A 17,678-nucleotide genomic window follows, 5' to 3' on the forward strand; every position below is an offset into this window, starting at 1 on the left:
GGTCAGAGCGGGCGGGGAGTAAAGCCGCGGGGCCGGAATGTCGCACTTCGCAGGGTGCAGACCATTGGTATCGCCACATCCGGATGCTAGGAACAGGCGCACGAGCAATCGATAGCGAGACCGTATGTCCTTCCGAAATGTCTTTGCCGCCGCCCGCGCTTTTGCGCTCGTTTTGTTTTTCGCCTTGTCCGGAGTCCTGGCGTCTTCCGAACCGGCTTCCGCGCTGACCGCCGCCGCGACAGTCCGCGACGGCAACTCCATCCAGCTTGGCGACGTCACCTACCGGCTCGACGGCGTCGACGCGCCCGAGCTGGACCAGGTCTGCATCGACGACCACGCCGATTCCTGGACCTGCGGCATCGAGGCTCGTGACCAGCTGGCGAAGCTGATCAACAAGCGCTCCGTGCGCTGTGACGATGTCGGGCCGGAGAAGAGCTTTGGCAAACGGCACCGCGCGATCTGCACGGCCGAGGGCGACAAGGCCAGCTTGAACGAACAGCTGGTCAAGCTCGGCTTTGCCGTTGCGCGGGAGCCGATCAAGGCGAACGTCAAGCCGGCCGTGGCCGAGGCCAAGTCAGCCGCCGCCGGGATCTGGAAGGGCTGTTTTGTTGCACCGCAAGACTTCCGCGCGGGCAAGAAGGACGGCGCACTGCTGGGCGCCGCCTGCCGCCCGGACCGCGACAAGGAAATTCGCGCCGTGCTGTTCCCGGAGGAGCTGACGATGCCGCCGAGTTGCAGCATCAAGGGAAAGCTCGCAGTGCGCGCACGCGTCACCGGCAACATCGGCATCTATCATTTGCGGGGTTGTCCGAGCTACCCGGCGACCACCAAGCCGGACCGCTGGTTCTGCTCGGAGGACGACGCCCAGGCGGCCGGCTTCCGCAAGGCCTACAACTGCCGCCGGCCGAAGTGAATAATTCCCTCACGCATCCGTGAGTAGTAGTCCATGACCGTATTGATCCGGAATTGAACTCCTTCGCGAGTTGCTGCACTCATTAAGGTACGCAAGCGCTTGCGCGGGCGTTTCCTTGGCAGCAATCCGGCTCCGGCCTGATTGCCTTGCTTGGGCGTTTCCTCCCTAGACTTGGGCCGCTTGTCACACAAGCGGCTCTTCTTTTTTGGTGGTCCTTTCACTGTATCCGCATGATCTGGTCCATCGGCGGCATGTTCGCATTCAGATGCGCCATGATCCAGACCGTGCCGCCCACCACCAGGAAGACCACCAGCAGGCCGAAGGCCAGCGCCAGCACGTTGTTCGTGTTGTCGGGGCCGGTCGTGATGTGCAGGAAGAACACCAGATGCACCCCCATCTGCGCGATCGCCAGCACGATCAACGCAACCGGGATGGATGGCTGCCAGACCAGATCGGTGCCGGCGATGAAGAACGACGTCGCCGTCAGCAGCAGCGCCAGGACAAGGCCGACGACATAGCCGAGAATGCGGGTGCCGACACTGTGCTGCTCTTCCTCGCCCGGCGCGAGGTCGTGGTCGCTCCGCGCGTGGCTCTGATCGCTCATGCGGCACTCCCAAGCAAATAGACGACGGAGAACACCCCGACCCAGACGATGTCGAGCGCGTGCCAGAACAGCGCAAAGCACATCATCCGGCGCAGGACGTCGGCGCGAAAGCCTTTCGCGAACACCTGGGCCATCATGGTGAGGAGCCACAGCACGCCGGCCGAGACATGCAGGCCGTGGCAGCCGACCAGCGAGAAAAACGCGGTCAGGAACGCGCTGCGCGACGGGCCATAGCCGCGCGCGACGAGGTCGGCGAATTCGCGGAATTCGATCGCCAGGAATATGAGTCCCAACAGACAAGTCACGGCCATGCCGAGATAGAACCAGAACCGGTTGCGCACATCGGCGGCAATGCTGGCCATGCCGCAGGTAAAGCTCGACAACAGCAGGCAGACGGTCTCGATCGCGACGTTCCTCTGCTCGAAAATCTCCGAGCCCTTCGGGCCGCCGGCAGTCTGGCCAGACAGCACCGCATAGGCCGCGAAGAAGCAGGAGAACATCACGATGTCGGAGAGCAGGAAGACCCAGAAGCCGTAGGCGGTCACGATCCGCTTCGAAGCGGGTCCGGGATGCTCGATGACGAGCCCAATGTGATGGGGATCGGCATGCGCACGGCCAGCGGTCGCCGTCATCGCCATCAGACCGCCCCCGCCATGCTGATGAGGCCGCGTCGTTCCTCGAGATTGACGCGGTCGATCGCGGCGACCTCCTCCGCGGGAATGATGTATTCGTCATGGTCGCGCCAGGCGAACACGACGAAGGTCGCGAACGCGCCGAGGCCGCCCAAAATCACCATCCACCAGATATGCCAGATCAGTGCAAAGCCCATGATAGTGGCAAAGAACGCGCAGACGAAGCCGGTCGGGGAATTCCGGGGCATCTCGATGTCCTGATATTCCGGCCCGTCGCGTTCGAGCGATTGCTGCTGAGCATGGACCTTCATGTCCCAATAGGCGTCCTCGCCGCGCACATCGGGATTGAAGGCGAAGTTGAACACCGGCGGCGGCGACGAGGTCGCCCATTCCAGCGAACGGCCGTCCCAGGGATCGCCGGTGCGATCGCGCAGCGCCTCGCGGTTGCGGATGCTGACCACGAGCTGCACGATCTGGCAGATCACCCCGATCGTCAGCACGGCCATGCCAATTGCTGCAACGATCATCCAGGGCCGCCACGCCGCGACATCATAATGCTGCATGCGCCGGGTCATGCCGAGCATGCCGGCGATGTAGAGCGGGATGAAAGTGATGAAGAAGCCGAGGAAGGTGAACCAGAACGCCAGCTTGCCCCAGCGTTCGTCGAGGCGGAAGCCAAACGCCTTGGGAAACCAGTATTCGAAGCCGGCGAAGGCGCCGAACAGCACGCCGCCGATGATGACGTTGTGGAAATGCGCCACCAGGAACATGCTGTTGTGGAGCATGAAGTCAGCCGGTGGCACCGCGAGCAGGACGCCCGTCAACCCACCGACGATGAATGTCACCATGAAGCCGACCGCCCACAGCATCGGCGTCGCGAAGCGGATGCGGCCGCCATACATCGTGAACAGCCAGTTGTAGATCTTCACGCCCGTGGGCACCGCAATGATCATGCTGGCGATGCCGAAGATGGCATTGACGTCCGGCCCCGCCCCCATCGTGAAGAAATGATGCAGCCAGACCATGAAGGAGATGACGCAGATCGCCATGGTCGCAAGCACCATCGAGCGATAGCCGAACAGCCCCTTGCCGGAGAAGGTCGAGACCACCTCGGAGAAGATGCCGAAGGCCGGCAGCACCAGGATATAGACCTCCGGATGTCCCCAGGCCCAGATCAGGTTCATGAACATCATGACGTTGCCGCCGGCCTCGTTGGTGAAGAAGTGGAAACCGAGGTAACGGTCGAGCAGCAGCATCGCGAGCGTGGCGGTGAGGATAGGGAACGCTGCGACGATGAGGAGGTTCGAGGCCAGCGTGGTCCAGCAGAACATCGGCATGCGCAGATAATTCATGCCCTTGGTGCGCAGCTTCAGCACCGTGGTGACGAGGTTGATGCCGGCCACCAGCGTGCCGACGCCCGAGATCTGCAGCGACCAGGCGTAATAATCGACGCCGACGCCCGGCGAATAGGATAGTTCCGACAGCGGCGGAAAGGCGAGCCAGCCGGTGCGCGCGAATTCGCCGACCACGAGCGAGAGATTGACCAGCAGCGCACCGGTCGCCGTCAGCCAGAATCCGACCGAATTGAGCGTCGGGAAAGCGACGTCGCGCACGCCGAGCTGCAGCGGCACGATGAGGTTCATCAGCCCGATCACGAACGGCATCGCCACGAAGAAGATCATGATGGTGCCGTGCGCCGAGAAGATCTGGTTGTAGTGCTCCGGCGGCAGGTAGCCCTGTGACTGGTAGGCGACGGCCTGCTGGATCCGCATCATGATGGCGTCGCTGCCGCCGCGCAGCAGCATCACCGAGGCCAGCAGGATGTACATGACGCCGATGCGCTTGTGATCGACGCTGGTGATCCATTCGCTCCAGAGATAGGGCAGATGCCCCTTCACCACGACCCAGGTCAGCACGCCCAGGATCGCGACCAGCACCACTGCACCCGCGACCAGCGGGATGGGCTGATCGAACGGAATGGCCGACCAATCGAGCTTACCGAGCATCATGGCCTCCACTGTGCGGACGGCCTGCATCGGAGAGCAGTTCCGGCCCCGGTCCCGGCGGAATGTGCTGGGTTGCGATCAGATCGAACAGGCGGGGATCTTCCAGGCGATAGATCGGCCTGCCCTTCTCGACGCCCTGCTGCATCAGCTTCTTGTAGCTGTCCTCATTCAGCACGGCATCGGTCTTCGCCGTGGTCGCAACCCATTCCGGAAAGGCGAGCGGCGAGACCACGTTGACGTCGAACATCATGTCGGGAAAGCCGTCTCCGGAGAAATGCGCGGACAACCCCTGCAGCTTGCCTTCGTTGTCGGCGCGCAGGTTCAGCTTCGTCACCATGCCGTTCATGGTGTAGATCATGCTGCCGAGCTGCGGGATGAAGAACGTGTTCATCACGCTCGACGACGTCAGCTGAAAGTTCAGTTCGGCGCCGGCCGGCACCGTCAGCGTGTTGACGGTGGCGATGCGCTGGTCCGGATAGATGAACAGCCATTTCCAGTCGAGCGAAACCGCTTGGATCCGCACCGGGCTTCCAGTCCCTGGCACGGGTGCTGCGGGATCGAGCTGATGCGAGCCGATCCAGGCGACGCCGCCGAGCAGGATGACGGTGAGCGCTGGGATCGCCCACACCACCATCTCGACGCGGCCGGAATAGACGAAGTCAGGCTGGTAGCGCGCTTTTGGATTCGAGGCGCGAAACCAGAACGCAAAACCGAGAATCGCGAAAATGGTCGGCACCACGATCACGAGCATGATGAAGACGGAATCGACCAGAATGGTGCTGTTGGCCGCAGCCACGGGCCCTTGTGGGTCGAGCAGATTCATCGGCAAGCCACTGGCGGTTGGGAAGCCCCGGGACAGAGCCTAGCGCGGGAAAGGCTCCGCAACAAACGCGGCGACCTCAGAACGGTTCCTGAACCGCAAGGGCCAGCCATGCGCGTTGGGCCGGCGCAACATGCAATTCCATGCGATGTCAATGACATGAACGCAGAAGCCGCGCCCTTCTCCCCGGTCGGGGCGATTGCTAATCTGCACGAAAATAATGAGAAGTCCGGGATCAGGGAGTGAACCGAGATGCGCTTGAAGGACAAGGTCGCCATCGTCGTCGGGGCCGGACAAAGCCCCGGCGAAGGCATGGGCAATGGCCGCGCCACCGCGCTGACCTTCGCGCGCGAGGGCGCAAAGGTCTTGTGCGTCGATCATCATCTGGAATCGGCGCGGGAAACGGTGGCGATGATCACCGCGAAACATGGCACCGCCGCGGCCTTCAAGGCCGACGTCACGAAGTCGGCCGACATCAAGGCGATGGTTAAGGACGCGCAGTCGCGCTGGGGCCGGATCGACGTGCTGCACAACAATGTCGGCGTCAGCCTGTCCGGCGGCGATGCCGAGCTGCTGCAACTGACCGAGGACGCGTTCGACCGCGTCGTCGCCATCAATCTGAAGAGCTGCATCCTGGCGGCAAAAGAAGTGATCCCGATCATGCGCGCGCAAGGAAGCGGCGCCATCATCAACATCTCCTCGATGGCGGCAATCACGAATTATCCCTATGTCGCCTACAAGGCGACGAAGTCGGCAATGATCGCCTTCACCGAACAGCTCGCCTACCAGAACGCCGAATACGGCATCCGCGCCAACGTCATCCTGCCCGGCCTGATGAACACGCCGATGGCCGTCGACACCCGCGCCCGCGAATGGCACAAGACCCGCGCCGAGGTCGAAGCCGAACGCGACAGCAAGGTACCGCTGCGCAAGAAAATGGGCACCGGATGGGACGTCGCCAACGCCGCGCTGTTTTTGGCGTCCGATGAGGCGAACTTCATTACGGGCGTGACGCTGCCGGTGGATGGTGGAGCCAGCGTGAGACGGGGGTAGGTCAGGCGAGCGCCTTTCTTACCCTCCCCTGGAGGGGTGCACCGTCACTGCGGCGCGTGCGTCACTCGCCAGATCGTGCCGTTGCCATCCTCCGACACCAACAGCGATCCATCCTTCGCCACGGTGACTCCCACCGGCCGCCCCCACACTTCCGTGTCGCTGACGACAAAACCCGTCACGAAATCCTCGTACTCACCCGTCGGCTTGCCGTCCTTGATCCGGATGCGGATCACCTTGTAGCCGGTGCGCTTCGACCGGTTCCAGGAGCCATGCTCGGCCGCGAAGGCGTCGCCCTGATACTCGGGCGGAAACTGCGTGCCGTGATAGAAGGCCATGCCGAGCGAGGCCGAGTGCGGCTGCACCAGCACGTCGGGGGTCGTCACCTTGTCCTTGATATCCGGCCGCGCACCGGCATGGCGTGGGTCTTCGTTGCCGCCGATATAGAACCAGGGCCAGCCGTAGAATGCGCCTTCCTTCACGCTGGTCACGTAGTCGGGCACGAGATCGTCGCCGAGGCCGTCGCGCTCGTTGGTCGAGCACCAGGGCAGACCGGTCTGCGGCTGGATCGCAAGGCCGACGCAATTGCGGATGCCGGTGGCGTAGATCTTCCGCTCCTTGCCATCGGGATTGAAAGCCAACACCGCCGCGCGTTCGGTCTCGCTAGCCCAGGCTGCGCCGAGCGGTTGCGTTTTCGCCCACGCCTCCATCCCGCCCGGCGGCGTGCCCATGCCTTCCGCAACGTTGCTGAGCGAGCCGACGGAGACCAGCATACGCTTGTTGTCGGGCGTGAAGACGATGTCGCGGGTGGAATGGCCGCCGTCATGCGGCAGGCTCGGCACGATCGTCTCGGCCTTGCCGCGCGCCTTGAGATCGCCGGCCTGATAGGGAAAGCGGACGACGCTGTCGGTGTTGGCGACATAGACCCATTGCGGATTGTCACCGTTCGGGAAGAAGGCGATGCCGAATGGCTGCCTCAGGCCGCTGGCAAACACTTCATTGGTCGCGAGCTTGTTGCCCTCCCCGGCACGAAGCACGCGAATGGTGCCGGCCCGCGTCTCCGCGACAAAGACGTCGCCGTTCGGCGCCACCCGCACGATGCGCGGCGCGCGCAGGCCTTCGGCGAACAGCTCGATCTTGAAGCCCGCCGGCACCTGGAGCGCAGCCTCGGCCGGGCGCGGCACCACGCGCGAAGAGCTCGCAACCGAGCGCGTGGCGCCGGGCCTGACCAGATCCTGCGGCCGGATCAGCCTGACCGTGCCCGGCTTGTCAGCCTTCCAATCGCCATAAGCGTCCTTGCCCTGCAACACCGGCTCGGCCTGTGCACCGGTAGCAATCAGTAGCCCCGCGGATATCGCGACGGACGAAATTCTGCTCTTCAAATTGTCCTCCCGGCCTGCGATCTCGAACATCGATACCACCGCGACAGGTCGAAGCTCTGCCGCATCCCACGTCAACCGATGCCCGCACGATGTGCATCAGTTGCGCCCATCGTACTGGAAAACACCGCGGATAGGTGCGACACATTGTAAGGGCGGGGGTTGCGGTCATCAAAGCTGCGGCATCGCTGTCGCAATTGACGGGATGATCATGTGGGGATCCATCATATCGGAATGGGCGAGCCTGCTGCTGCGCTGGCTCCACGTGGTGGCGGCGATCGCCTGGATCGGCAGTTCCTTCTATTTCATCGCCCTCGACCTCAGCCTCAGGCCCAAGGGCAACCGAACGAGTGACTTGCCCGACGGCGTGCAGGGCGAAGCCTGGCAGGTCCATGGCGGCGGCTTCTACCGGATCATGAAATATCTGGTCGCACCCTCCCAGATGCCGGACGAGCTGACCTGGTTCAAATGGGAGGCCTACACCACCTGGCTGTCCGGCTTCGCGCTGATGGTGGTGGTGTATTATCTCGAGGCCGATTTGTTCCTGGTCGACAAATCGATCCTCGATCTCACGCCGTTCCAGGCCGGCCTGTTCAGCCTCGCGAGCCTGGCACTGGCGTGGCTGCTCTATGAAGCCGCCTGCCGCACCGGGCTTGCCCAGCGCGAACTGCCCTTCGCCATCGGCGGCTATCTGTTCCTGGTCGCGCTGACCTTTGCCTTCATCCATGTGCTCAGCGGCCGTGGCGCCTTCAACCAGATCGGCGCCATCATCGGCACCATCATGGTGGCCAATGTCTTTGCGCTGATCATTCCGAACCAGAAGAAGATCGTGGCCAGCCTGATCGCAGGACAGCCGCCGGATCCAAGGCTCGGCAAAGCCAGCAAGGAGCGCTCGGTCCACAACAACTACCTGACGCTCCCCGTGGTCGTGCTGATGATCAGCAACCACTATCCCCTGCTCTACGCCACGCGCTTCAACTGGATCATCGTCGCCATCATCCTGGCGCTGGGCGCCGTGATCCGCCACTTCTTCAACGAGCGACACGCGGGGCGCAAATCGCCGTGGTGGGTGTGGGGCGTGGCCGCGGCCGGCATGGTCGCGATCCTCTTCCTCTCCGCCGCAGGACCGCGCGAGGTCAAGTCCGGCGCACTGCCGACACAGCCGACGCTTGCCGCTGTCGAGGAGATCGTGATGTCCCGCTGCAGCATGTGCCACGCCGCCGAGCCGGTCTGGGCCGGCATCGTGACCGCGCCGAAGGGCATCCTGCTCGATGCGCCCGAGCACATCCATCGCAACATCCGCCTGATCGGCCGCGTCGCGGCCTGGTCGAGCGCGATGCCGCCGGGCAACATCACCGAAATGACCGGCGAGGAGCGCGCGATCCTCGCCGCCTATCTTGAGCAGGCCCGCTGATGCTGCCCGCGCGGCGACAGATCATTTCGCGGAATGAAATTCCGCATCTCCTACTGAATTGAAAATGACTTGACCGCCTATCCGGCGTAGACAGGACCAGCGGCCGCCGACGCGGCCCAAAGTCATTTGCATGCGCGGGGAAAGAACAGTGGCCCTCAAGAACGTCATCGGTATCGACCACGCTGTGGTCATGGTTCAAGACCTCGACAAGGCTGCCGAGAATTATCGGCAGCTCGGCTTCACCGTGTCGCCGCGCGGCACCCACAGCGCGCATATGGGCACCGGCAATTACACCATCATGTTCGACCCTGACTATATGGAGCTGCTGGGCGTGCTCGCGGCGACCGAGCACAACGCGCCGGCGCGCGCCTTCCTCGACAAGCGCGGCGAAGGCATCGAGCGCATCGCCTTCACCGCGGTCGATTCCGCTGAAGGTGCCGAGGAGATCCGCGCACGAGGCTTCACGCCGATCGGCCCGACCGATTTCGAGCGCCCGGTCACGCTGCCTGACGGCACGGTCTCGGCGGCCAAATTCCGCACCTTCATGTGGCCGACCGCGGAAGCGCCCGGCGGGGTACGCATCTTCGCCTGCCAGCACAAGACGCGTGACACGGTTTGGATTCCCGAGTTGATGAAACACGCCAATGCGGCGAAGCGGATCAGGCAGACGCTGATCGCAACGCCGGAGCCGGCAAACGACGCCGCGCATCTCGGCAGGCTGATCGACCGCGCACCGACCGCCGAGGCCGATGGCGCGGTCAGGGTGCCCTCCGGCGGCGATCGTGCCGACTTCGTCTATCTGACACTGGACCAGCTCGCCAAACGCTATCCGGGCGTGCCCCTCGCGGGCCTCTCCGAGCGCGGTGGCGCGGCGCTGGTGCTCGTCAGCGGCGATCTGGCTTCGACCGAAAAAGCGCTGGGTTCGGCAGCGGTGCGCAGCGGGCCGGCGATCTGTGTGCCGCCGGCCAAGGCCAACGGCACCCTGCTCGCCTTCATTGCCGGCTGATTTGAACTAATTCTTTAACGCGTGTTTACCCGGCGGCTCTAGGATTCCCTGCAATCCAAGCCACCGGGGCCAAACGCATGTTCAAAGAGGGATCGCCGATCGCCTATGACGCGCCGGCCGAGCTGAAGAAGTGGCCGTCACTCAAGGGCGAGAGGCAGAAGGACAGAGGTCCGCCCTATCTCGTCTACAACGGCACGCTCGCCGACTGCGTCCGCGAGCTCATGGGCAAGCCGATCAAGGGCATCTCGCTCTACGACATCATGACGAAGCCGCAAGCGGCCTTCGATCAGACCGTGCTGTCGCCGGGCGATGCCGCCGAGATGGCGATGCGCAAGGATTTCCCCCAGGGCTAGCATGAACTAATTCGCGGCGCGCCTGCCGGCCGTCTTGCCCTTCTGCTTCGAGGAAGATTCCGTCGGCGCATCGAGGAAGACGACGGGCGTACCGCGCCTGGTGTTGTCGCCGAGCGTGCGGGCGTCCCAATTGGTCAGCCTGACGCAGCCGTGGGACGCCGACTTGCTGACCCTGTCGGGCTCCGCCGTCCCGTGGATGCCATAGCCCTGCGCCGACAGCCCGATCCAGTACGATCCCACCGGATTGTTCGGGCCCGGCTTGATGTCGAATGGCTCCCTGGATTTAACGCTCTTGAACTTGTACTCGGGATTGTAGTGGTAGGTCGGCTTCTCGTTGGTGCTCGTGACCTTGAGTGTGCCACTCGGCGTCGGACGATCCGGGCTACCGATTGAAGCCGGATAGAACGCGAGCAGAGCACCACTGCCGTCGAACGCTTTGAGCGTTCCCAGTTTCTTGTCGACCTCGAGACGTGCAATGCGCGGCAGCTCCTTTCGCGCGGAAACATTCGCAACGACGATCGTCTCTCCGGCCTTGTCAAAGGACTTTCCCGGATTGAGCGCCTTGAGCAGATCCGCGCTCATATGGAATTTCTCGGCGAGCCCCTCGAGCGCGCTGGTGTAGCTCAGCGCCTTGAGCGACCTCATCTGATCGAGCCTGGCCGGCAGCTCCTTCAGGAAAGGTCCTTTTACATCGGCCTCGTCGATCTTGTAGTCGACGACAATGGCTCCCTCGCTCGCTGCCGTCAGCTTGTCCCAGAGTTCGGGCGCAATTCCCTTCTCGGATGCGATACCGTTCTGCTCGGCAAATGCCTTCAGCGCCTTCTGCGCGTTCTCGCCGAGCTTGCCGTCGATCTCGCCGGGCGAGAATTGCGCACGATCGAGCAGGACCTGAAGCTTCACCACCGATGCGTTGAGCTTGTCGGTGGCCGGCTGTTTTGCGGGCCGCGCGGCATCATTCACCGCTTTTGCATCGAGATTGCCCGCGAGCACCGGGCAGATGAGCCACAGCGACATCACCGCGCCAAGCATCCATCGCATCATCATCGCTCGTCCCAATTCGCAAAATAAAGGTCCGCAAAACCGCGGGAAGTTTCTGTTTGGGAACACCGTAGTAACACCGAAGGAACCGACGAGACCGCAGCTTTGCCGCAATCGGACGGTTAAGAACTCCTTATCGCCGGCGCACCGCTGGCCGTTCATCACACAGTTCGAGGTTGTCTCCGCAAATGCGATTTGTCATCGCGGCTTGCGCCGCGTTCATGATTCTGATGTGCGACTTCGATCCGTCGGCGTCCCGGCAAACATCAACTTTCGACCGCGCCGTTATTCAGAACAATCGGGCCTCCCCACTTGTTCCGGTGGTCGAACTCTTCCTCGCAAGTGTGCAGGCCATCGAGCTCGCCAACGCGCGTGCCGCCCATGAGCAGGTGATCGAGCCGCCCCGCGCGGACGAGCCAGCCCTACAGGCGCCGGTTTCCCCCACCGAGCGATTTTGCCACGCGCTTCGCGAGGCCGCCGAGGCCAGCGGCATTCCCGTTCCATTCTTTGCCCGCCTGCTCTGGCAGGAGAGCCGCTTCAAGTCCAACGAGGTGAGCCAGGCCGGCGCCCAGGGCGTGGCGCAGTTCATGCCCGGGACGGCCGCCGAAGTCGGGCTCGACGATCCCTTCGATCCCATGCAGGCGTTGCCCGCATCGGCAAAATTCCTGCGCAAGCTTCGCGACGATTTCGGCAATCTCGGCCTCGCCGCGGCTGCGTATAATGCCGGTCCCGGCCGCGTTCAGAAGTGGCTCGCCAAGGAGAGCGAGCTGCCCCGTGAGACGCGCGACTATGTCCGCATCATCACCGGCACCAAGGCTGAGGACTGGACCGAGCGGTCGGAGGCGCTCGCGATCAGGATCGACCTGCCGCGCGAGGCGCCGTGCGAGGGCATCGGCAGCCTCTCCAAGGCGAAGGATATCGCCTGGGTCCCAGTCAACCTGACACCCTCGGTCGCGACCATCATTCGCAAGGCCGAACAGCTTGCGGTGCGCCTGTCGACAAACCGCGCGCGCAAGCGGCTCGTATCCCTGCTCCACAAGAACGCCTCGGCCCGTGGCAAGGCGAGGGGCATGATTGCAGCCCGCGCGGCGAAGGGCACCAAGGCTCGCGCCATCCGCATTGCAGCGCGCGAACGTTCGGCGATCTGACACACAAATCGAGAAGCCGCCCGATGGGCGGCTTCCGACGGCTGTGAACTAGTCGATCTCCTCGATCACGCGTCGTTCGCGAGGCTCGATGACATAAGTCCGGGTATCGCGATGGATGTAGCGATACTCTCGCAGGTCGGGCGCATCACGGTAGACCGTGCTCGGAAATTCCTCGACCTCGACGCTATCAGGGACGCGATCGCCGACATGGATCTCGGTGCGTGCGGTGCTTCCGGTGGTCTGCCGTTCGCTCCGGCCCTCGGGACGAGCTTTCGCATGCTTGCGGATCGCATCGCGATCGCGGTCAGAGAACTTGCTGGCGCTACGCTCGCGGGTGGTCGTCGTTGCCGTGGACTGCCCCGAATACGGTAGCACCGTCACGATCTTGTAGGTCGCCGGATCGACCACGACGATTTCATTCTTCACCAGCGCGAAGCTGTAGCCGCGATATTGCGGCACGATCTCGACCACGTCAGGCGGCAGTGTCGACAGATGCACATCGCGCGGCACCACCGTGCCGACATTCAGCGAGAAATTGACGCTGGTCAGCGGCCGAACGTTCAGGTGCGAGATCGAGGTGCTGATCCTGGTCTCCTGCTGGCGGTTCAGATTGACGTTGGTCTGCGCAGCCGCCTGAGAGTTGGTTCCGGACCGCTCGCCCTGCGCCTGATTGCCGGTTGGCGCAGTCGGCGCCTGCTGAGCTTGGTTGGTCCCGGATGCAGCGGGCGCCTGCTGGGCCTGATTGCTATTGGCCGGCGGCGGATTGGACCGATCCTGCGCCTGGTTCGTGTTTGCCGGCGGCGGGTTGGCGCCCTGCTGGGTCGCGGGCTGGTTGCCGGTCGTGTTCGAGCTTGCCGTGCCGCTCTGCGGCCGCGAGGTGTCCGTGCTGTTCGCAGCATTGGACGTGCCCGATCCGGAATTGGCAGCCCCGGAGGACGGCGCGGTGCTCTGCGTCGTCTGTGCCGAGGTTCCTGTCGACGGTGATTGCTGCGGCTGCGATGTGGTCTGCTGCGTGCCTGCCGTGCCGGACGGCGAGGTCGTCGCTGGCGCTGTGGAATTTGATTGGGATTGCGGCGTCTGCTCGGACTTCGTGGTCGTGCTTGGCGATTGCGCGAAGGCGGCGTTCGCCAGCACCAGCCCCAATGCGGTGGTTGCCAACAGGCGGATCATGGTTCACTCCCTTTTTTCAAATGAACGTTGGCTACTAACCTGCGCTAAAACGGCCGGTTCCACTTTTTCCCGAGACAAAGCGGACCGCTTCTGCACGGAACCTGCGATGCCATCGAAGAGTGCCGGGATCATCGCCTATCGCAAACGCCGGAAGCTCGAGGTTCTCCTCGTTCATCCCGGCGGGCCGTTCTGGCGCAACAAGGATCTCGGCGCGTGGTCGATCCCCAAGGGCGAGTATGCGGACGAAGAAGATGCGGAGGCCGCCGCGCGACGGGAATTTGCCGAGGAGCTGGGATTCGAGCTGTCCGGGCCGCTGATCGCGCTTGGCGAGGTCAAGCAGCGCGGCGGCAAGCTCGTCATCGCGTTCGCCGCCGAGCTCGATATCGATGTGCGCCGCATTCGCAGCAACACATTCGAGATGGAATGGCCACCGCGCAGCGGCAAACGGCAAGTCTTCCCGGAGGTCGACCGTGCCGAATGGTTCACGCTCGAAGAGGCGCGGGAAAAGATCAACGCGGGACAACGCCCGCTGCTCGATCGGCTGGCGCGGCTGGCCGGCGGTGAATAGCGATGGAAGCAGGTGCGCTCCCTACTCCGCCTTGATGTCCGCGGCTGCGACGACCTCGGCGAGCTCCTTCGTCTCCTTCGCGATCTTCGCGGCGTACTCGGCCGGGGTCAGCACGCTGACCACGCCCTGCGAGCCGAGCTTCTCCGCGACCGCCGGATCCTTGGCTGCCGCGGCGATCTCCCGGTGCAGCGTCTCCAGGATCGGCGCCGGCGTCGCCTTCGGCATGAAGAAGCCGACCCAGAACGAGATGTCGAAGCCGGGGAAGCCTGCTTCCGCGACGGTCGGCACATCGGGCAGTGACGGCAGCCGCTCGGCCGACGACACCGCGAGCGCGCGCAACTTTCCGGCCTTGACCAGCGGCACGGCGGAGAGCGGATCGAACACGGCCAGCACCTCTTGTGCGAGGATGCCGACCTCGGCCGCCGAACCGCCGCGATAGGGCACGTGGATCAGCTTGATACCGGCCTTCTGGCTGAGCAGCTCCATCGCGAGATGGGCGAGGTTGCCGTTGCCGCCCGAGCCGTAAGCCAGCGCACCGGGTGCGGACTTTGCCGCTGCGACGAGATCGGCGACGGTCTTGACGTTTGCCGTCTTGGGATTCTCCGGATTGACCACGAGCACGAGCGGCGCCGACACGACGGTCGTCAGCGGCGCGAAGTCGCCTTGCGGATCGTAGCGGATATCCCTGAACAGCGTCTTGTTGAGCGTAATGGTGGACGAGTTGCAGGCGAGCATGGTGTAGCCGTCGCCGTCCGCACGCGCGACACCTTCGGCTGCGATCATGCCGTTGGCGCCGGCGCGGTTCTCGACCACGAAGGGCTGCCCGAGCTTGTTGCCCAGGCGATCGCCGATGATGCGCGCGACGACATCGACCGGACCGCCGGCGCTGAAGCCGACCATGACCTTGACCGGCCGCACCGGATATTTCTGCGCCATGGCCTGCGTCGACAGCGCAGAGGCACACAATCCGGCGATGACGGCCAGCAGGCGGGCGGTTCGTTGCATTGGTTCTCTCCCAGACATCAGCAGCGCCACTTGTGCAGGCTTGTTGGTGCGACGCATCTGAAGATCATGAATAGCGGCCATCCCGGATTTCGCAATCGCGTTTGGTCGCCGGCATTCCGCCGCACGGCACGTGCGCATCGCTCGCAAACAAAAAATGCGAAAACAACCCCATGCACAGTAGACGGCCCCTGTCCGAACAAGGACTTACGCCAGGCAGAGGCTTTCGGATGTTACGAAGTCGATTTTGACTCGTCGGGCAAAACAGGGGCATAATGCCATCATCGCGATTAGCGTCAGCAACCCGGCCTCCACGGTCATGTGGGCCTCGCTTCGATCGCGCACAAGCCCAGCATCGACATTTGAAAACGCAATCGCCGCACGGCAACCGAGAGGGTCGGCCTCGCACCAGAGGGGCCTGCTCGCCCGTGCCGTGGGCTCAAAGGAGACATCGACATGACAACAGCCATGACACGCAACAGCACGACGCCAATCGTCAGGTACGGCAGCAGGCCCACCCCGCGGGTCAAGCTCACTGGACAACGGATCGCAATTCAGCATCCGGACGCGGAGACCGGCGAGCACTTGATGGGCGAGGCGCTCGGTGCCGCCGATCAAGACGCTCTGCATGGCATCCTCAAGCAATTGATGAAAGCCAGCGTGATCCTGCAGAAGCCCGATGAGGATAATCTCGCCTTCATGATCTCGATGGTGAAAAGCATCGCGCCGCGGGATTCCCTCGAGACCATGTTGACGGCGCAGATGGTGTCCGTCCACGTCGCGACCATGCGCTTTGCCTGCCGCCTCGCCTTCGCCGAAGGCATCCCGCAGCAGGAAGGCGTGGCACGCACATTGACCCGGCTGGCCCGCACCTTCGCAGCCCAGATGGAGGCTCTCAACCGCCATCGCGGCAACGGCGAACGTCCGATCACGGTGCAGAATCTGTCGGTGCAGGACGGCGGCAGCGCGATCGTGGGGAATGTCACGCAACAGGCGCATCTGATCGCTGCCGAGCCGGGCACCGCGATCGACGCGGGGCCGGTCCCGTCCGGCAACGTCGGAGAACACGGCCGCGCCGAGGCCATGCAAGGCGCCACCGCATGAGTGCCGGTCACATCCGCAACACGCGCGCGATGGCGGCAAGCCCGCGCTGCGGCGCCGGCACCCGCGGCGGCCTCGCCTGCCGCGCGCCGGCCCTGCGCGGCAAGCTCCGCTGTCGTATGCACGGCGGCGCGCCCGGATCGGGCGCGCCATGGGGAAACCGCAACGCGCACAAGCATGGCGCCTTCACGCAGGAGCGGATCGTCGAACGAAGGGCGATCCGGGAACTGCTTGATGAGGCAGGAAGACTGCTGAGGGAGATGGCGTCAGACGATCCGAGGGATCAAACCGCTTAGTCCAAAAGCGTGCCGTCAATGGACAATCATTGCCTGCGGTACTGCATCATGACTTCATGAATTCGTCGCCCATTTGCGACCCGCCGGTGGAACGACCGCCGGCGCATTTTGTTGGCGGCCTATCAGCGACGGAGATTTCCATGAGAGTCAGGGATGTAATGACTCCCGAGGTGCAGCTTTGCACCCCGCAGGACAGCATCAAGGACGCAGCCGAGGCGATGGCAGCGCTCAATGTCGGCCTGCTGCCCGTGACTGAATATGATCACCTTGTCGGCATGATCTCGGACCGCGATATCGCAACGCGAGGGGTCGCGATGGGCCTGGGGCCGGACGCGCCAGTGCGGAAGGTCATGACCACAGACGTCAGATACTGCTACGAGGACCAGGACATCGAAGAGGTCACCCGTAACATGGCCGACATTCAGGTGCGGCGGCTGCCAGTGCTCAATCGAGACAAGCGGCTGGTCGGCATCATCGCACTCGGCGATATTGCCGGGTGCAGGCCCGGCGACGGTGTGGCGAAGGCGCTGCACGGAATTTCGCGAGCGGGCGGACAGCATGCAGGCGCGATCAACGGCTGAAGCAGGCCGTCGCGCCTTGAAGGCCGGCATCCCGAGCCGTACGAAGGCCGCAGCAAGATCAACCGCAATCGGACTGTGTCGCGAAGGAACTGCACAGGCTGCCCGGCTGCGCGCCGAGCCAAATCGACGAGCGTAGGAGAACCGACATGACCTGGGTCGGCGATTGGCGAAATCAATTCGGCTCCATCTTACGCATCAATGATGATGCGAACGGCCGCATTGAGGGGAATTTCGAGACCGCGCTCGACGACAGCGGCTTCTACGGCCAAGCAGTGCCCATCACCGGGTTTCATAAAGGCAATTGCATCGCCTTTGTCGCAGTGGGCTCGTCTGCGACGGGCGACCGCGCCGTCTCCTATACCGGATTGCTGCGTCACGGAAAGATGGAGACTGCCTGGTTCGTGATCGCAGACCAGGCGCTGAGCGCGTCCAGAGAGGGCGAGCCGGCGAAGCTCAAACCGGTGAACTGGTGGCGCGCCGTGACAACGAACGTCGATACGTTCGAACGGACCTGAAGCGCGACGAAGCAGGTCCCGTTGCCGCCCATTGGCGCCCGTCCTCGCCGTCGACAATTGCGCGAGGCTTCATCCCCGCGAA

Annotated in this window: 19 protein-coding genes; 11 read left to right on the top strand and 8 right to left on the bottom strand. The window is 63.7% G+C overall.

The genetic code is table 11. The features are described 5' to 3' along the window. The first annotated feature begins 124 nt into the window (after positions 1 to 124). Positions 125 to 913 (top strand): thermonuclease family protein, encoded by a 789-nt coding sequence (locus RAD10_RS10375; protein WP_179735506.1) that lies wholly within the window; start codon positions 125 to 127, stop codon positions 911 to 913. 217 nt (positions 914 to 1,130) lie between these two features. Here RAD10_RS10375 and cyoD read toward each other — a convergent pair whose 3' ends face one another. From cyoD to RAD10_RS10395, 4 genes are read right to left on the bottom strand one after another with little or no spacing between them, the layout of a single operon-like run. After that, positions 1,131 to 1,517, bottom strand: a complete 387-nt coding sequence (cyoD, locus tag RAD10_RS10380; RefSeq protein WP_461617372.1) for a cytochrome o ubiquinol oxidase subunit IV — start codon at positions 1,515 to 1,517, stop codon at positions 1,131 to 1,133. Then, the gene (locus RAD10_RS10385; RefSeq protein WP_104465877.1) at positions 1,514 to 2,155 is read right to left on the bottom strand and encodes a cytochrome (ubi)quinol oxidase subunit III; all 642 of its coding nucleotides are present in this window, start codon (positions 2,153 to 2,155) and stop codon (positions 1,514 to 1,516) included. Before RAD10_RS10385 ends, cyoD begins: the two co-directional genes overlap by 4 nt. After that, on the bottom strand, positions 2,155 to 4,155 hold the full coding sequence (gene cyoB / locus RAD10_RS10390; RefSeq protein ID WP_461617505.1) for a cytochrome o ubiquinol oxidase subunit I: 2,001 nt from the start codon (positions 4,153 to 4,155) through the stop codon (positions 2,155 to 2,157). The genes RAD10_RS10385 and cyoB overlap by 1 nt, the downstream gene beginning before the upstream one ends. Further along, positions 4,145 to 4,978, bottom strand: a complete 834-nt coding sequence (locus RAD10_RS10395) for a cytochrome ubiquinol oxidase subunit II family protein (protein ID WP_091964603.1) — start codon at positions 4,976 to 4,978, stop codon at positions 4,145 to 4,147. The genes cyoB and RAD10_RS10395 overlap by 11 nt, the downstream gene beginning before the upstream one ends. Positions 4,979 to 5,227: 249 nt before the next feature. Between RAD10_RS10395 and RAD10_RS10400 the strand changes: the two genes are divergently transcribed. Beyond that, a complete protein-coding gene (locus tag RAD10_RS10400; RefSeq protein WP_461617373.1) occupies positions 5,228 to 6,028 on the top strand; it encodes an SDR family NAD(P)-dependent oxidoreductase in 801 nt (266 codons plus the stop codon). 44 nt (positions 6,029 to 6,072) lie between these two features. Here the strand turns inward: RAD10_RS10400 and RAD10_RS10405 are convergent, their stop codons facing one another. After that, a complete protein-coding gene (locus RAD10_RS10405) occupies positions 6,073 to 7,437 on the bottom strand; it encodes a PQQ-dependent sugar dehydrogenase (RefSeq protein ID WP_461617374.1) in 1,365 nt (454 codons plus the stop codon). Positions 7,438 to 7,615: 178 nt separating this feature from the next. On the opposite strand from RAD10_RS10405, the gene RAD10_RS10410 reads away from it, so the two are divergent. The 3 genes from RAD10_RS10410 to RAD10_RS10420 all read left to right on the top strand — a co-directional run bounded on the left by RAD10_RS10410 (position 7,616) and on the right by RAD10_RS10420 (position 10,177). Beyond that, on the top strand, positions 7,616 to 8,818 hold the full coding sequence (locus RAD10_RS10410; protein ID WP_461617375.1) for a urate hydroxylase PuuD: 1,203 nt from the start codon (positions 7,616 to 7,618) through the stop codon (positions 8,816 to 8,818). A gap of 148 nt (positions 8,819 to 8,966) precedes the next feature. Beyond that, entirely contained in the window at positions 8,967 to 9,824 is an 858-nt protein-coding gene (locus tag RAD10_RS10415; protein WP_461617376.1) for a VOC family protein, read from the top strand. A gap of 77 nt (positions 9,825 to 9,901) precedes the next feature. Continuing rightward, positions 9,902 to 10,177 (top strand): hypothetical protein, encoded by a 276-nt coding sequence (locus RAD10_RS10420; RefSeq protein WP_461617377.1) that lies wholly within the window; start codon positions 9,902 to 9,904, stop codon positions 10,175 to 10,177. A 6-nt stretch (positions 10,178 to 10,183) separates the two neighbouring features. On the opposite strand, the gene RAD10_RS10425 is transcribed toward RAD10_RS10420, so the two are convergent. Then, positions 10,184 to 11,218, bottom strand: coding sequence for a L,D-transpeptidase family protein (locus RAD10_RS10425; protein ID WP_461617506.1), 1,035 nt, complete (start codon positions 11,216 to 11,218; stop codon positions 10,184 to 10,186). 185 nt (positions 11,219 to 11,403) lie between these two features. Here RAD10_RS10425 and RAD10_RS10430 point away from each other — a divergent pair, with 185 nt between their 5' ends. Continuing rightward, on the top strand, positions 11,404 to 12,363 hold the full coding sequence (locus RAD10_RS10430) for a lytic transglycosylase domain-containing protein (protein WP_461617378.1): 960 nt from the start codon (positions 11,404 to 11,406) through the stop codon (positions 12,361 to 12,363). 48 nt (positions 12,364 to 12,411) lie between these two features. Here RAD10_RS10430 and RAD10_RS10435 read toward each other — a convergent pair whose 3' ends face one another. Continuing rightward, positions 12,412 to 13,533, bottom strand: coding sequence for a DUF1236 domain-containing protein (locus tag RAD10_RS10435; RefSeq protein ID WP_461617379.1), 1,122 nt, complete (start codon positions 13,531 to 13,533; stop codon positions 12,412 to 12,414). A gap of 106 nt (positions 13,534 to 13,639) precedes the next feature. On the opposite strand from RAD10_RS10435, the gene RAD10_RS10440 reads away from it, so the two are divergent. Beyond that, positions 13,640 to 14,101 carry an NUDIX domain-containing protein gene (locus RAD10_RS10440; RefSeq protein ID WP_461617507.1) on the top strand — a complete coding sequence of 154 codons (462 nt, stop codon included), beginning with the start codon at positions 13,640 to 13,642 and terminating at the stop codon, positions 14,099 to 14,101. A 21-nt stretch (positions 14,102 to 14,122) separates the two neighbouring features. Here the strand turns inward: RAD10_RS10440 and RAD10_RS10445 are convergent, their stop codons facing one another. Next, entirely contained in the window at positions 14,123 to 15,106 is a 984-nt protein-coding gene (locus RAD10_RS10445; protein WP_461617380.1) for a Bug family tripartite tricarboxylate transporter substrate binding protein, read from the bottom strand. 453 nt (positions 15,107 to 15,559) lie between these two features. Here RAD10_RS10445 and RAD10_RS10450 point away from each other — a divergent pair, with 453 nt between their 5' ends. The 4 genes from RAD10_RS10450 (at position 15,560) to RAD10_RS10465 (ending at position 17,596) form a co-directional block, all read left to right on the top strand. Next, positions 15,560 to 16,207, top strand: a complete 648-nt coding sequence (locus RAD10_RS10450; RefSeq protein WP_461617381.1) for a hypothetical protein — start codon at positions 15,560 to 15,562, stop codon at positions 16,205 to 16,207. Next, positions 16,204 to 16,500, top strand: coding sequence for an HGGxSTG domain-containing protein (locus RAD10_RS10455; protein ID WP_461617382.1), 297 nt, complete (start codon positions 16,204 to 16,206; stop codon positions 16,498 to 16,500). The genes RAD10_RS10450 and RAD10_RS10455 overlap by 4 nt, the downstream gene beginning before the upstream one ends. A 140-nt stretch (positions 16,501 to 16,640) precedes the next feature. Next, positions 16,641 to 17,081, top strand: coding sequence for a CBS domain-containing protein (locus tag RAD10_RS10460; RefSeq protein WP_461617383.1), 441 nt, complete (start codon positions 16,641 to 16,643; stop codon positions 17,079 to 17,081). A gap of 146 nt (positions 17,082 to 17,227) precedes the next feature. After that, positions 17,228 to 17,596: an avidin/streptavidin family protein gene (locus RAD10_RS10465; protein ID WP_461617384.1), complete on the top strand. Its 369-nt coding sequence runs from the start codon at positions 17,228 to 17,230 to the stop codon at positions 17,594 to 17,596. The last annotated feature ends 82 nt before the right edge of the window (positions 17,597 to 17,678 follow it).

Source organism: Bradyrhizobium sp. 23AC (genome assembly GCF_054863025.1).